Below are 13,423 nucleotides of genomic sequence, written 5' to 3' on the forward strand. Positions count from 1 at the left end.
TTTTATCGCGTAGTGGTGTGTCGCATAGCTGTTTATCGAGAAGTGGTTTAGCTTGATGCGTTGCAAATAGCGGTATAAATGCCTGAGTCGCTGCGCAGCGTGCGCATTGCCTCAACATCGGGTTCGCCAGTGTCGCTAGCCAGCGGCATAAGTTCGCGCGAGCGACAGTTCAGCACATACGCTTGTGGGGTAACCACATCGGCATGATGGTGCTCAAAATGGTAAAGCATGAATTCGGCCAAGACGGGCGTGCCCTCGCTCAAGCGCACACTGTCTCGGTCGATCACGGTAAACTCTTTGGTGATCGGGAAGGCAAAGGTCCACGGGCGCCAAACCGCGCTGCTTTTTTGGCTTGAGACGACTTCTGCCGATGCCGGAAGTTGCTGCTGCTTGTACTCAAACCAGCTGTATTCTGTATAAATTTGATAGCTGAGCATCCCCAGCCCGCCAAACACCGGCACGATCCATTTAGGTAGCCGCTTGGCGCTTACGTTGCGTAGCAGTAGGCCTATCCCTGCAGCTGCCAGGCCAGCAAAGACGGCGGCAATTAAGTGCCAGATCATACTCTATCCTTTCCAAAAGAAGCTTTCTGAAAGCACTCGGGCCTCCCTAAGGAAGCCCGAATCGTTGTCGAACCGGGCGCGGTATGTATGCCGCGCCCGGAAACGTGGGTGACTAGATCACTATTAACAATTAGTGATCCACGGCACCACCAGCACCTTTCGGATAGCGAACGCTTTCCACCAGGTCCTGAATTTCTTGCGGAGGTTCCTCGGTGACGCTGGCCACGGCGAAGGCTACCGCGAAGTTGATCATAGCACCGATTGCACCGAAGGAGAGCGGCGAGATGCCAAAGATCCAGCTATCCGGTGTGTTCGGCAGCATGTTAGTTTCCGGCACAAAGAACCAGCCCAAGTAGGTGAAGATATACAACAGGGTGGTAAGAAGGCCTGCTAACATGCCGGCAACGGCGCCCCTGTTGTTAATGCGCTTGGAGAAGATCCCCATCATCAGTGCCGGGAAGAGCGAAGCACCGGCGATACCGAAGGCAAGCGCTACGGTTTGCGCGGCAAACCCGGGTGGGTTGAGGCCAAGGTACGTTGCCACCAGGATGGCGCCCGCCATGGAAATACGCGCGGCTAACATTTCGCCTTTCTCGCTGATCTTCGGATTGATCATGGTCTTGATCAAGTCATGACTGATCGCCGAAGAGATCGCCAAGAGCAGACCGGCAGCAGTTGAGAGCGCGGCAGCGATACCACCGGCGGCAATCAGACCGATAACCCAGGGTGGAAGATTTGCAATTTCCGGGTTGGCAAGTACGAGGATGTCGTTATTGACGGTCAGCTCGCTACCTTCCCAGCCACGTGACTCAGCAATATCAGCATATTCTTCATTGCTATCGTTGTAGACCTGAACGCGACCATCGTTGTTCTTGTCTTCAAAGTTGATTAGGCCGGTTTCTTCCCAAGTGCGGATCCAGCCAGGACGTTCTTCGTAGACAAGTGCCTGTTCGGCAGCGGCGTCATAGTCTTCTACTTGGCCCGCCATTTCAGGATAGACCGTCGTGGCGAGGTTCAAGCGCGCCATGGAGCCAACCGCCGGTGCGGTGAGGTAAAGCAGCGCGATGAACACTAGCGCCCAGCCTGCCGACCAGCGTGCGTCAGCGACTTTCGGTACGGTGAAAAAGCGAATGATAACGTGTGGCAGACCCGCGGTACCCACCATCAGCGACAGGGTGAACAACACCATGTTGAGCTTGTTGTCGACATCGGCGGTATAGTCGCGGAAGCCAAGCGCATTCACTACCTCATTGAGCTTGGTTAACATCGGAATACCGGATTCCGTGTGGGTGCTGAACATACCAAACATCGGGATCGGGTTGCCGGTCAGCTGCATGGCGATGAATACCGCCGGAATGGTGTAGGCAATGATCAGTACAACGTACTGCGCCACCTGCGTGTAGGTGATACCTTTCATACCACCGAAAACGGCGTAGAGGAAAACGATCAGCGCGGCAATCCAGATACCGGCGGTGTTAGGCACTTCCAGAAAGCGCGAGAACGCAACACCTGCACCGGTCATCTGGCCGATAACGTAAGTGACCGAGGCCACGATCAAGCAGATAACGGCGACAAGGCGCGCGGTACGGCTATAGAAACGGTCACCGATAAAATCGGGTACCGTGAACTTGCCGAACTTACGTAGGTAAGGCGCGAGCAGCATGGCCAAGATGACGTAGCCACCGGTCCAGCCCATCAGGAAGGTTGAGTTAGCGTAACCCCCTGAAGCAAGCAAACCTGCCATAGAGATAAACGATGCCGCAGACATCCAGTCAGCAGCAGTGGCCATCCCGTTGGTAATCGGGTGGACACCGCCGCCTGCGACATAGAAATCTTTGGTTGAGCCGGCGCGCGCCCACACGGCGATGCCGATGTAGAGGGCGAAGGATGCGCCGACGAACAGTAAGTTAATTGCAAACTGACTCATGTTGGCTTACTCCCCCAGTCCGTATTTTTCGTCGAGCTTGTTCATCTTCCAGGCGTAGAAGAAGATCAACACGATGAAGGTCAGAATGGAGCCTTGCTGAGCGAACCAAAAGCCCAGGTCGGTTCCCCCGACGGGGATACCAGCGAGCAGCGGACGAAACAGGATGGCACATCCATACGAGACAAATGCCCAGACAGCTAGGCACCCGGCGATCGTGCGAACGTTAGCCTTCCAGTATTCAGCAGCATTAGATTTATCGTCTGCCATTGTGTTGCTCTCCACTTGTGATTTTAAGGTTTGGAAAGTTAACCCAAAATAGCGTATGACCCACCAGGGTAATCGCACGTTTGGAAGTCACTCATTGTTCACATCTACTGCCTGCGTTTTTGCACCACTGGCTTTATGTGTTCAGTCGATGGCACCGAGGTCGTTAGTGACGTGCGATTAACCTGAATGACTCGTAAATCATAGTGGGCAATAAATGCTGAAATTAAATCCCAGACTTTGGTATCAAAGTGGATTGGAAGTAGGGTGTGTTGCTATAAATATATGAAATATAAGTAATTTTATTATTTCAATGAAGGCGGTATTAAGGCTTGTTTGCACTATCGGATAATAGCCTTTTGGGCGCATCTAGGCACATTGTTACGCTGTTCGTCGTGCTATTGAATGTAATGAAGTTGTCAGTAACACCGTTGATGCGTCAGCTGAAAAACCGTCTTTTGTTTAGGCATGGTTTTTTGTTTGTCTTTAGTTGTATACGCCATACTAAACGTTAGTCGTATTAAAGTCGCTTAATATTAAGCCCAACGAAAGGATAATAGCGCAAGGTATAAGGCAAATAAACTTGCTTAGTACGCCGGAAAGTCGGTATACCCAACTATATAGGTGTTAACACCATTATGTCTGTGTCAATGCCGTTTGCTTGAATTCAGGCTTCAAAACCGCATCGCAATATCTCGCGTTACAAAAGTAATAACTAGACGTGGAGTCGTTCTCCTGATGGTAATCATCAGCATTATCCAGCGCCGGATGATAGTGCTAAAGCCGCCGCGCGCTCTCTGCCACGCGCAAAATAAGAGGTGACCGTCATGGTCGAAGTGGATCTTTCGCAACCCCCGTTCACGCTGCTTGATGAAGCGGGTAGGGAGCACGTGCGCCGCGGCATGGACATGGCGTACTTCGACCGCGACGAGGTGATTTTGGAAACCGGTCAGGCGGGTGAGTACGTATTTTTGATTCATAAAGGCGAAGTGGCCGAGGTTGACCCCACATTGCCGTCTTCAACCGCGCGTATTGGCCACTATACTGCCGGCGATCTGTTTGGGGCGATCAGTATTATCAACGGCAAAAGCCGCTACCGTTTTATCGCCGAGCAAGAATGTCTGTGCTACTTACTGCCCAAAGTCCTGTTTCAACAGCTGTGCCGCACCTACTCTGAATTTAACGACTTTTTCCGCCAGTCGCTTGCCCACAAGGCAAGGCTACTGACGGAAAAACGCGCCGAAGGGGGCGTGACCATGGCAGGCTTTATGCTCGCGAGGGCGAGTGAGTGCATGCGCGAGCCGCTGTTAATGGAAGCCAAAACGGACATTGCCGGCGCGGTTCGCGAGTTGAATGCCAGCCATGCTGATAGCCTGTTAGTACGCCGAGACGACGCCTTGGGTGTGGTAACCAAAACGGATCTGTTAAACGCACTGGTACTCGATGGGTTGCCGCAAAGTTGCCCGGTAGTCGACATAGCGCATTTTTCTCTGGTCACTGTCGCGCCTACGCAGTATCTGTTTGAAGCGCTGGTGCAGATGACACGGCATAAAGTCTCGCGGGTGGTGGTGATTGAGCGTGAGGCGCTGAAAGGGGTGGTGGAGCTCACCGATGTGCTGAGTTACTTCTCCAGCCGCAGCTATGTGGTGAGCCTGCAGGTAGAGCAGGCCAATGACCTTGAGAGCCTCTCTACCGCCAGCCACCGCACGCCGGAGCTGGTCAACGCGCTTATGGCCCAAGGCGTAAAGCTGCGTTTTGCCATGGATCTGCTTGCTGCGCTCAACGGCCGTATCATCAACAAAGCGTGGCAATTCACGGTGGATGAGCGCTATTTTGGCGACAGCTGCATGATGGTCATGGGCAGTGAAGGGCGCGGAGAACAGATGCTAAAAACCGATCAAGATAACGGTCTGATTCTTGATGATGATTTAGAGTGGCCCGACATACAAAGCGATATGCAGCGGCTCACCGATACCCTGGTGAAGCTGGGTTATCCGCCTTGCCCAGGTAACATCATGGTCTCAAACCCCGAGTGGGTCGGCACGGTTAGCCAGTGGACAAACCGCATTGCGCATTGGGTAGAGGCGCGTGATGGCGATAGTTTAATGAAGCTTGCGATTATGCTTGATGCTCATGCCGTTGCCGGCAACCCAGTGCTGCTGGAGCGCGTGCGCAATGTACTCTTCGAGTACGGATCTAAGGACGAGTTGTTACTGTCTTATTTCGCTCGCACGGTGCTACGTTTTTCTACGCCACTGACGTTATTTGGGTCATTAAAAAAACCTCAGCACGGGATCGATATCAAAAAAGGCGGTATCTTCCCCATTGTGCATGGCGTGCGTGTGATGGCGCTGGAACGGCGTATCACGGCCACCTCAACGTTAGACCGGTTGGATGCGTTGGCGGAAGATGGCCGCTTAAAGCGTCGTTTTGCCGATGACCTAGGCGAAGCACTGGCGTTATTTACCGAGCTACGGTTAAGGCAGCAGTTGGCTCAGGAAAGCGCGAATGGCCATAAACGCTCTGATCGCGTGGTGGTGCAGGAACTCTCATCGTTAGAGCGTGACCTTCTGCGTGAAGCGTTGCACATCGTCAAAGATTTCAAGCAGCGTTTATCCCACCGCTACCATTTGGAGTATTCATGACAGGGGCGTTGATGAGCTATATGGCGCTGCTAGATCGGCACGTGACTTTTTTTAACGGCTCGCTGCGGACGTTATTGCGTCGCGAAAGTGATCGCCGACGCTATGCCAACTCGCCCTACGCGTGGTTATTTCAGCCCTATATGGGAGAAGAGCTAATCGCGCTTGCCTGTCATGCTGGCCGAAGCGGGATTTTCAGCGTCGCGGCAGTCCCTTTTACCCAGCAGGCGATTAAAACCAGCGACGCTTATGTGATGACACTGTTGCCTTCTGAAACGGCTGCTCGTCAAACATCCCTTGTGCCGTCGCAGCGCCAGCACCAGCTCCAGCATGCGCCGCAGCGTACCGAGGTCATGGATGAAACAAACCTGAGTGAGCTAGTTGCCCACATAGGTAACCGACCGATTTTGGGGTGGGGATTGCGCCGTCAGCTTAGTGGGCTAAACCGGGCGCTAAATGCCCATTTAGGCTTTGCCCTGCCTAACGCGCAGGTCGATCTTGACTTGCTCAACCGGCGCGAGTTGCGGCGGCGTCAGCCTTATGTTGACCCACCGACCAATCTTCGGCACGCAGCGGCACGCTATCGTATCCCACTTCATTCCTTCAGTAGTGTGCTGGATCAAGCGACCGCCAGTGCACTGCTTTATCAACGCTTGCAGCGCTTGGTAGATTAGTCGGTGATGTCTGCGTTTGGCCTAGAGTGCTGTTAGAATAGCCGCCGTTTTCTCCCTACCGACAGTGATACCGCTTATGCAACACGTTGATCATTTCGACCCTACCGATTACGCAACGCCTCACGCGGCGCCTGGTAAGCCCAATGTGGTGGATGCCAAACAGAAGCGCGAATTTAATAAGCTGCAAAAGCGTTTGCGTCGTGAAGTCGGTAACGCAATTATCGATTACCGCATGATCGATGAAGGCGACAAGGTCATGGTATGTTTGAGCGGCGGTAAGGATAGCTACACCATGCTTGAAATTTTGCGCAATTTGCAGCGCAATGCGCCGGTTAACTTCTCGTTGGTGGCGGTGAATCTGGACCAAAAGCAGCCCGGTTTTCCTGAACACGTCCTGCCTGAATACCTAGACCAGCTAGGCGTTGCGTATCATATTTTAGAGCGTGATACCTATTCGGTGGTGAAGGAGAAAACCCCCGAGGGAAAAACCACGTGCGCGCTTTGTTCGCGTCTGCGGCGCGGTTCACTTTATGGCTTTGCCGAAGAGATTGGGGCGACGAAAGTGGCCCTGGGGCACCATCGTGAAGATATTTTGGAAACGCTTTTTTTGAATATGTTTTTCGGAGGCAGTTTAAAAGCCATGCCGCCCAAACTACTCTCGGATGACGGTAAAAACATGGTCATTCGGCCTTTGGCGTACTGCAAAGAAGCCGATATCGCTGAATTTTCCCGCCTAATGGAATTTCCCATTATTCCCTGCAACTTATGCGGTTCGCAGCCCAATATGCAGCGTCAAATCGTCAAAGAGATGCTAACCGAGTGGGATAAAAAGCACCCGGGGCGCTTGGAAAGCATGTTTAAAGCAGTGACGAACGTGTCACCGTCACAGCTTGCTGATCGTGAACTCTTCGATTTTGCTGGTTTGGAAGCGAAGCAAGCCGATCTGATGGCCGACCGCATTCGCGCGTTTAATGTGAGCTAACGTCCGCCTCTTCTTCCTCGGCGAGGCCGATTAAACGCGGCATATCGAGAATGTTGACCTCCCGACCGGAGACGGCAACCACGTTTTGGTTTTGAAACCGGCTCAAAATGCGGCTAACGGTTTCGACGGCGAGGCCGAGGTAGTTGCCGATATCGGCCCGCGACATTGAAAGTCGAAAGCTGTAAGGCGAGTAGCCGCGGCGCCGAAAGCGGTCTGAGAGCGTAATCAAGAAACTGGCTAGGCGCTGGTCGGCGGTTTTTCGTGAGAGCAAGCGCATCATGCGACGATCATCACGCAGCTCTTTACTCATGCTGCGGTAAAGCTGCCCCCGCAGTTCCGGCAGTTCTTCTGAGAGTAGGTCCAAACGATCAAACGGGATTTCACATACCGTTGTGGTTTCTAGGGCGACCACGCTGCCGGGGTAGTGCTCTTCATCAATACCGTCTAGCCCGACAAGCTCGCTGGGCAAATAAAAGTTGGTGAGTTGATCATTGCCGCCACCTTCCGTGGTGAGCTGCTTTAGGCTGCCCGAACGCACAGCAAATACGCTGGTAAAGGTATCGCCTTGGCGAAATAGTGGTTCGCCTTTCTTCAGCGGTGCCCGGCGTCGAATGATGGCATCGAACTGACTGACATCGTCTAGTTCAAGTGCTAGGGGTAAACACAGCGAGCTCAAGCTACAGGTTTGGCAACGTGCCTCATGTAGCAAGGGGCGCCGACGGCTAATAGGTTCCGACATGTGTTCCTCCATGAAAAAATGATCCTTCTCATTATGGGAGGAACGACACGCTGACGACAAGCGTAATCCTCTAATCATCTATTCGACTTATCATCAAGAGGCTGTGTGGATCGGTGTAATACCACATCACAAAATACGTGAGTAGCGTTTCGTCGTATCGCTGGGTAAATGCGTATCAAAGGCCATGGCCAGGTGACGAATCAATAAACGCCCAATGGGCGTTGCACGCAGAATGTCGCCCTCACGCACCACTAAGCCGTCGCGCTCAGCGCCTGCTAGACGTGCAAGCGTATCGGCAAAATAGCGTGGCGCATCAATGTTCCAGCGCTTGCTGATGGCCGCAAGGTCGATCTGCATATCGCACATCAAACGTTCAATTACATCGCGACGAATCAAATCGTCTTGGCTTAGGCGTAAGCCTTTTACCGTGGCGAGCTGCCCCGCATCCAATGCCTGTTCATAGCGGGCAAGATCGGTAGGGTTTTGTGCGTATACGTCATTCACACGTGAAATTGCCGAGACGCCAAGACCCACTAGGTCACACTGTGCATGGCTTGAGTAGCCTTGGAAATTGCGTTGCAGAGTGCCTTCGCGCTGCGCCACGACGAGACTATCATCTGGGCGAGCGAAGTGGTCCATGCCGATATGGACGTAACCGGCCTGCGTCAGCATGTCGATCGTGGCATGCAGAATCGCAAGTTTCTCTTCTGCGCTTGGCAGATCATCGTCTTTGATGCGCCGTTGGGGGGCAAAGCGCTGGGGCATGTGGGCGTAATTAAAAACCGAAAGGCGCGCAGGGTTTAATTCAATAACTTGGCGCAGCGTATCGGCAAAGCTTTCCTGGGTTTGATGCGGCAAGCCGTAAATCAAATCCAAATTGAGCGAGCGAAAGTTCAGCCGGTGAGCTTCATCCATCAGTGTTTCGGTGAGTACTCGCGGTTGAATGCGGTTGATGGCTTTTTGCACCACGGGGTTTAAGTCCTGAACGCCGAGACTGATACGGTTAAAGCCCAGTGTCTGCAAATGGCGTAGGGTAAAAACGTCCGCTTCTCGCGGGTCAATCTCGATGGCGTAGTCACGATCAGGCGAAGAGGAGAGGCCAAAGCGAGCATCTAGCCGGTCGATCAAATCACTCATTTGATCCAGGGTAAGAAACGTTGGGGTACCGCCGCCCCAATGTAGCTGCTCAACGCTGCGCGATGTGTCGAGGTGACGTGAGGTGAGCACCATTTCGCGATCAAGCCGTGAAAGATAGGGCTCTGCCAGCTGCGTATTTTTGGTCGCTATTTTGTTGCAGGCGCAATAAAAACAAATTTTATGGCAAAACGGGATATGAACATAGAGCGATAGCGCGCGATCCGTCTGATTGCTGCGCTCAAGGGCGGCGGTGAAGTCCTCAGCGCCGAACTGCTCATGAAACGAAAGCGCTGTCGGGTAAGAGGTATAGCGCGGACCGCTTTTATCGTAGCGGCGCACTAACTCTTCATCCCAGGCAGCATGTTGGGGCGCTGCAGTGTCAAAAGGCGAAGAAGCAGCGTGGGCGTAAACGGCCATGAAGAGGGCTCCAGTGCTAGGTGAATATCGTTATACTAGCCCTGCTCAGCCATGAAGGAGTTGCGCCACGTCAATGAAGCGTTGTGGAACACGCTTTTTACATGCATTTGCGTACGTTTTTGTTAGGGTGTTAATGATCGCTCACTCGGTAATTAGTGCGTTGCGCCTGGAGCAAAGAGCGTGAACAGTTGCCATAAGGCAAACGCAATGATGCTCAGTGCCGCGATGGTGCGCGTGGCCGGGTGGCGTATCAAATCGCGTAATTGCCGTGCGGCAAGGCCTGTGGCCAGCAGCGCCGGAAGAGTCCCTAAGCCAAAAGCCCCCATAAGCAAAGCACCGCGTAGTGGGTCAGCGATGGCCAGGCTCCACGCTAGCATTGAATAGACCAGCCCGCAGGGTAGCCAGCCCCAGACCGCCCCTAGCGCAAACGCCTGCGGCAGCTTAACCACGGGCATTAGCCGTCGCCCTAAGGGTTCGATATAGCGCCAAAACCGCCTCCCAACGGCTTCAACCTTAAGCAGGCCTTTCCACCAGTTGGCGATATAGAGCGCCATTAAAATCAGCATCACAGCGGCAAACGCTTGCAGCGCCATACCCGCGCTAGGGGAGAGGGACAAAAACGTGCCAAGGGAAGCGACGAGGGCACCAGCAAGCATGTAGCTCATCACGCGGCCAATGTTATAGCTTAAAAGCAGCCCCCCCAAACGCGCCGGTTGGCGCATGCTCGGTGGGACGGCAAACGTCAGCGCGCTCATGATACCACCGCACATGCCAATGCAATGGGCGCCGCCCATTAGGCCAAAGACAAAAGCGGCGAGCAGAGGTGGCAAATCAAGGCCGGTCGGATTCATGGGGAATCGCTATCGTCATTAGAGGGCGTTGCCGCTTTTTGCTCGCGGGCTTGCCGGCGGCGTTTGCGCTCTTCGGGCGGAAGATCGTTTTCGTCTTCATCAAAAAGAATGCGGTGTGCCGGCCCTTCTAAATCATCGAACTGATCATTTTTGACCGCCCAGAAAAAGGCCCAAACGGCTAGACCCAGCAACACCAAAGAAAGCGGAATTAACAAGTAAAGAATTTTCATGCGGACACCGGCGCAGAGGGTGAAACCTTAGCAGTCGCGTGGTCTTGACGCTTCCAGCGTGATAATCGTAGGGCGTTACCCACCACCACCAGCGAGCTAAATGACATACCAAGGGCAGCTAGCCACGGTGGCACCAATCCTAGTGCCGCCAAAGGTATAACGGTAAAATTGTAACAGACCGACCAAGTCATGTTCTGGCGCATAATGCGTCGTGTTGCGCGGGAAATATCAATTGCATCCGCAATGCGGCTCAGCCGGGGGCTAAGCAGTACCGCGTCGGCGCGGGTGCGGGCAAGGTCGGTGGCGCTGTTCATGGCGATAGCGACATCCGCTCCGGCAAGCACCGGCACATCGTTAATACCATCCCCTACCATAACGACGCATTCGCCTTCGGCCTGCAGCGTTTGAATTCTCTCCAGTTTGCCTTCTGGGCTTGTGCCAGCATGCCATGTGGCAATCCCCAGCTGCTGAGCAAGCTCCTTGACTGCGTCAGGCGTATCGCCGGAGAGTAGTTCAACCGCCAATCCACTTGCCTGAAGTGCTGAGATGGTCTGCGCTGCGTCATCGCGCACGCCATCGTGCAGGCGAAACCAGGCTCGCGGCGTGTCATCTTCGCTAAGCAGCAGCCACTGGCCCTCTCCGGGCGAGGCTGGCGGCTGCGAACAGGAAAATTGGGGTTTGCCTAGGCGCCAACGATGTTGCGCCAACGTACCTTCCAGCCCATGGCCCGTCACGCTACGTAGGTGGTGTGCCTGCAGTGTTGCATCGCGGAAAGGGCGAAAAGCCCGGGCGATGGGGTGCTCAGAGCGGGCTTCAAGTGCTGCCGCTATCGCGCGGGCACGTTCGGCGCTAAGGGAGCTTGCACAAGGGAGAGTGTCGACTAGCTGCATTTCACCTCGAGTCAGGGTGCCCGTTTTGTCAAAAATTACCCGCGTAGCGTTAGAGAGCGATTCCATCGCATCGGCGCGGGTAATCAACACGCCGCGCTTGCGAAGCTGCCCATGTCCGGCGGTAAGCGCCGTAGGCGTGGCTAGCGCTAGCGCACAAGGGCACGTCACGACGAGAACCGAGAGCATGACCCAAAGCACTCTCGATGGGTCAATCCACCACCATACCGCCGTGACGCAGACGGTGACGATTAATAAACGCAGCACAAACAGGTGTGCCATCCGGGCAGCCATTTGGGCTAAGCGTGGACGGCTGGCAAAGGCGCGGTCGGTGAGATCGACAATATTGGCCACACGGGCATCATTGCCTGCGTGGGAAACCCGCATAATCAACGGGTTTTCCATATTTTGGCTACCCCCGACAATGCGTTCGCCTACACCTCGGGTAACGGGGAGATATTCGCCGGTAAGCATGGATTCGTCGAGGCTGGATTCGCCATCCTCAATCACTCCATCGGCCGGTACGCCGTGCCCGGGTTTGATCAGCACCCGATCCCCGGCGTGGAGCTCGCTGGCAGGCAGAATGCGCTCGCTACCGCTGTCATCCAATCGCGTGGCAGAGACCGGTAGCACGCCGCTCAAGGCGTTACCACTCTGGCCATTACGTCGCCGCGCGCGGGCTTCGATATAGCGGCTAAAAAGCAGAAAGAAGGTGAACATCGCCACCGAATCGAAGTATACCTCGCCCATATTAAAGATCACCGCGTAGGCGCTGGCCGCATAGGCACAACCAATCGCCAACGACACAGGGACATCCATCCCCAATATGCCGGTTTTAACATCGCGCAGCGCATTGCGGAAAAAAGGCGAAGCGGAGAAGAACACCACTGGTGTTGCCAGCGCAAACGAAAGCCAGTGAAACAGGACGTAGAAATCTTCCGACATGCCCTCTGGCCCGGCGACATAAATAGGGATCGAGAACATCATTACCTGCATCATACCGACGGCGGCAATAATCAGGCGGCGCACATTCATGCGCTCTTCGCGCTGTAAACGCGCTTGGGCTTGGTCCGGTTCGTAAGGCTGCGCGGTATAGCCAATAGCGGCGAGTTCGGCGAGTAGCTGCGAGAGCTTAATGACCGCAGGGTCCCAACCAATACGCACGCGGTGGTGAGTTAAATTGACAGCGCTGGATTCAACCCCCGCTAACGCATTGAGGCGATGCTCAATCAGCCATGCGCATGCGGCACAGGTGATACCGTCAACCGCAAGAGTGGCGTGAACATGGCCGCTATCCCCCTCTGGGTGGACAAATTTCGCCTGCAGCCCCGGGTCATCAAAGACTTGCCAGGTATCGGCGTTTGCGGCCTGGCGTTCGTCAGGCCGGTCGGGGAGTTCGGTGCGATAGCGGTAGTAACTCTCTAAACCGCCATCGACAATGGCGTGGGCAACCGCCTCGCAGCCCGGGCAGCAGAGAGGGCGCTGGGTATCATCAATCTGAATACGCCACGGAGCCCCAGAGGGCACCGGGTTGCCGCAGTGGTAACAAGAAGTTGATGCTTGGGATGTTGCTTGAGTGCTGGCGGTCATTTATCGGCAGCCTAAATGCCGGGAACTAAATCGAATTCCTCTTCACTGGGGAAGCGGGCTTCACCGGTGAGGCGCCACTCGGCCGAATCGCCGGTTTCGGGTTGTAATTGCAAATACCAGCGGTACTGCAGGGGTTCTTCTATGGTGGTGACGTAGCGACCATCGCGTACGTGAGTGAGTGTTAACTCACGATCAAAGTCACTGTCGGTTGGGAAAATGAGCGCCAGATGGAGTGTCTCAGGCTGACGCTCACCGGTTAAATCAATTACCACGTCACCAGTGAGGTTATCGATCTGCAACGTAGCAGATAGCCCAAGGTCGCTGGCATGCTCTTGCTTGGCTAACTGCTGGTTGATGCCTAAGCCGCGCTCATAGTAGTCACCTGAAATCGACCCGTCGTAGTAGCGAATCGAAAAAAACAAAAAGAGCATGCTAAACGCAATGGATGAAAACAGAAGGCCGAGCAAAAACCAGGGCCAGAACTGCTTGTACCAGGGTGTCACCGAAGAGGATGACATAG

12 protein-coding genes are annotated in these 13,423 nt (G+C 54.3%); 3 read left to right on the forward strand and 9 right to left on the reverse strand.

The genetic code is table 11. The features are described 5' to 3' along the window. Positions 1 to 47 precede the first annotated feature (47 nt). From HZS81_RS04075 to HZS81_RS04085, 3 genes are all read right to left on the reverse strand, one after another. Complete coding sequence (locus tag HZS81_RS04075; protein WP_179929274.1) at positions 48 to 563, reverse strand: hypothetical protein; 516 nt, start codon at positions 561 to 563, stop codon at positions 48 to 50. A 130-nt stretch (positions 564 to 693) separates the two neighbouring features. Further along, positions 694 to 2,490 carry a sodium:solute symporter family protein gene (locus tag HZS81_RS04080; protein WP_179929275.1) on the reverse strand — a complete coding sequence of 599 codons (1,797 nt, stop codon included), beginning with the start codon at positions 2,488 to 2,490 and terminating at the stop codon, positions 694 to 696. A 6-nt stretch (positions 2,491 to 2,496) separates the two neighbouring features. After that, complete coding sequence (locus HZS81_RS04085) at positions 2,497 to 2,757, reverse strand: DUF4212 domain-containing protein (RefSeq protein WP_179929276.1); 261 nt, start codon at positions 2,755 to 2,757, stop codon at positions 2,497 to 2,499. Between the two features lie 824 nt (positions 2,758 to 3,581). Here HZS81_RS04085 and HZS81_RS04090 point away from each other — a divergent pair. From HZS81_RS04090 to ttcA, 3 genes are all read left to right on the forward strand, one after another. After that, positions 3,582 to 5,399, forward strand: coding sequence for a putative nucleotidyltransferase substrate binding domain-containing protein (locus HZS81_RS04090; RefSeq protein ID WP_179929277.1), 1,818 nt, complete (start codon positions 3,582 to 3,584; stop codon positions 5,397 to 5,399). Next, positions 5,396 to 6,070, forward strand: coding sequence for a 3'-5' exonuclease family protein (locus HZS81_RS04095; protein ID WP_241697359.1), 675 nt, complete (start codon positions 5,396 to 5,398; stop codon positions 6,068 to 6,070). The genes HZS81_RS04090 and HZS81_RS04095 overlap by 4 nt, the downstream gene beginning before the upstream one ends. Before the next feature lie 76 nt (positions 6,071 to 6,146). After that, positions 6,147 to 7,052: a tRNA 2-thiocytidine(32) synthetase TtcA gene (ttcA, locus tag HZS81_RS04100; RefSeq protein ID WP_179929278.1), complete on the forward strand. Its 906-nt coding sequence runs from the start codon at positions 6,147 to 6,149 to the stop codon at positions 7,050 to 7,052. On the opposite strand, the gene fnr is transcribed toward ttcA, so the two are convergent. From fnr to HZS81_RS04130, 6 genes are all read right to left on the reverse strand, one after another. Then, positions 7,039 to 7,791 carry a fumarate/nitrate reduction transcriptional regulator Fnr gene (fnr, locus tag HZS81_RS04105; protein ID WP_179929279.1) on the reverse strand — a complete coding sequence of 251 codons (753 nt, stop codon included), beginning with the start codon at positions 7,789 to 7,791 and terminating at the stop codon, positions 7,039 to 7,041. The genes ttcA and fnr overlap by 14 nt on opposite strands. Before the next feature lie 126 nt (positions 7,792 to 7,917). Then, positions 7,918 to 9,345, reverse strand: coding sequence for an oxygen-independent coproporphyrinogen III oxidase (gene hemN, locus HZS81_RS04110; RefSeq protein WP_179929280.1), 1,428 nt, complete (start codon positions 9,343 to 9,345; stop codon positions 7,918 to 7,920). Between the two features lie 152 nt (positions 9,346 to 9,497). Continuing rightward, entirely contained in the window at positions 9,498 to 10,196 is a 699-nt protein-coding gene (locus tag HZS81_RS04115) for a sulfite exporter TauE/SafE family protein (RefSeq protein WP_179929281.1), read from the reverse strand. Continuing rightward, positions 10,193 to 10,426, reverse strand: coding sequence for a cbb3-type cytochrome oxidase assembly protein CcoS (gene ccoS, locus HZS81_RS04120; RefSeq protein ID WP_179929282.1), 234 nt, complete (start codon positions 10,424 to 10,426; stop codon positions 10,193 to 10,195). Before ccoS ends, HZS81_RS04115 begins: the two co-directional genes overlap by 4 nt. Beyond that, complete coding sequence (locus tag HZS81_RS04125) at positions 10,423 to 12,903, reverse strand: heavy metal translocating P-type ATPase (RefSeq protein WP_179929283.1); 2,481 nt, start codon at positions 12,901 to 12,903, stop codon at positions 10,423 to 10,425. Before HZS81_RS04125 ends, ccoS begins: the two co-directional genes overlap by 4 nt. A gap of 11 nt (positions 12,904 to 12,914) precedes the next feature. After that, positions 12,915 to 13,421, reverse strand: coding sequence for a FixH family protein (locus HZS81_RS04130; protein WP_179929284.1), 507 nt, complete (start codon positions 13,419 to 13,421; stop codon positions 12,915 to 12,917). Between the last annotated feature and the right edge of the window lie 2 nt (positions 13,422 to 13,423).

This window comes from Vreelandella salicampi, from assembly GCF_013415105.1.
In the GTDB taxonomy this organism is placed as follows: Bacteria; Pseudomonadota; Gammaproteobacteria; order Pseudomonadales; family Halomonadaceae; genus Vreelandella; species Vreelandella salicampi.

Bases quoted from the DNA above. Each gene is read 5' to 3' on its own strand.
- HZS81_RS04075 (WP_179929274.1), bottom strand. From the start codon at position 563: ATGATCTGGCACTTAATTGCCGCCGTCTTTGCTGGCCTGGCAGCTGCA.
- HZS81_RS04080 (WP_179929275.1), bottom strand. From the start codon at position 2,490: ATGAGTCAGTTTGCAATTAACTTACTGTTCGTCGGCGCATCCTTCGCC.
- HZS81_RS04085 (WP_179929276.1), bottom strand. From the start codon at position 2,757: ATGGCAGACGATAAATCTAATGCTGCTGAATACTGGAAGGCTAACGTT.
- HZS81_RS04090 (WP_179929277.1), top strand. From the start codon at position 3,582: ATGGTCGAAGTGGATCTTTCGCAACCCCCGTTCACGCTGCTTGATGAA.
- HZS81_RS04095 (WP_241697359.1), top strand. From the start codon at position 5,396: ATGACAGGGGCGTTGATGAGCTATATGGCGCTGCTAGATCGGCACGTG.
- ttcA (WP_179929278.1), top strand. From the start codon at position 6,147: ATGCAACACGTTGATCATTTCGACCCTACCGATTACGCAACGCCTCAC.
- fnr (WP_179929279.1), bottom strand. From the start codon at position 7,791: ATGTCGGAACCTATTAGCCGTCGGCGCCCCTTGCTACATGAGGCACGT.
- hemN (WP_179929280.1), bottom strand. From the start codon at position 9,345: ATGGCCGTTTACGCCCACGCTGCTTCTTCGCCTTTTGACACTGCAGCG.
- HZS81_RS04115 (WP_179929281.1), bottom strand. From the start codon at position 10,196: ATGAATCCGACCGGCCTTGATTTGCCACCTCTGCTCGCCGCTTTTGTC.
- ccoS (WP_179929282.1), bottom strand. From the start codon at position 10,426: ATGAAAATTCTTTACTTGTTAATTCCGCTTTCTTTGGTGTTGCTGGGT.
- HZS81_RS04125 (WP_179929283.1), bottom strand. From the start codon at position 12,903: ATGACCGCCAGCACTCAAGCAACATCCCAAGCATCAACTTCTTGTTAC.
- HZS81_RS04130 (WP_179929284.1), bottom strand. From the start codon at position 13,421: ATGTCATCCTCTTCGGTGACACCCTGGTACAAGCAGTTCTGGCCCTGG.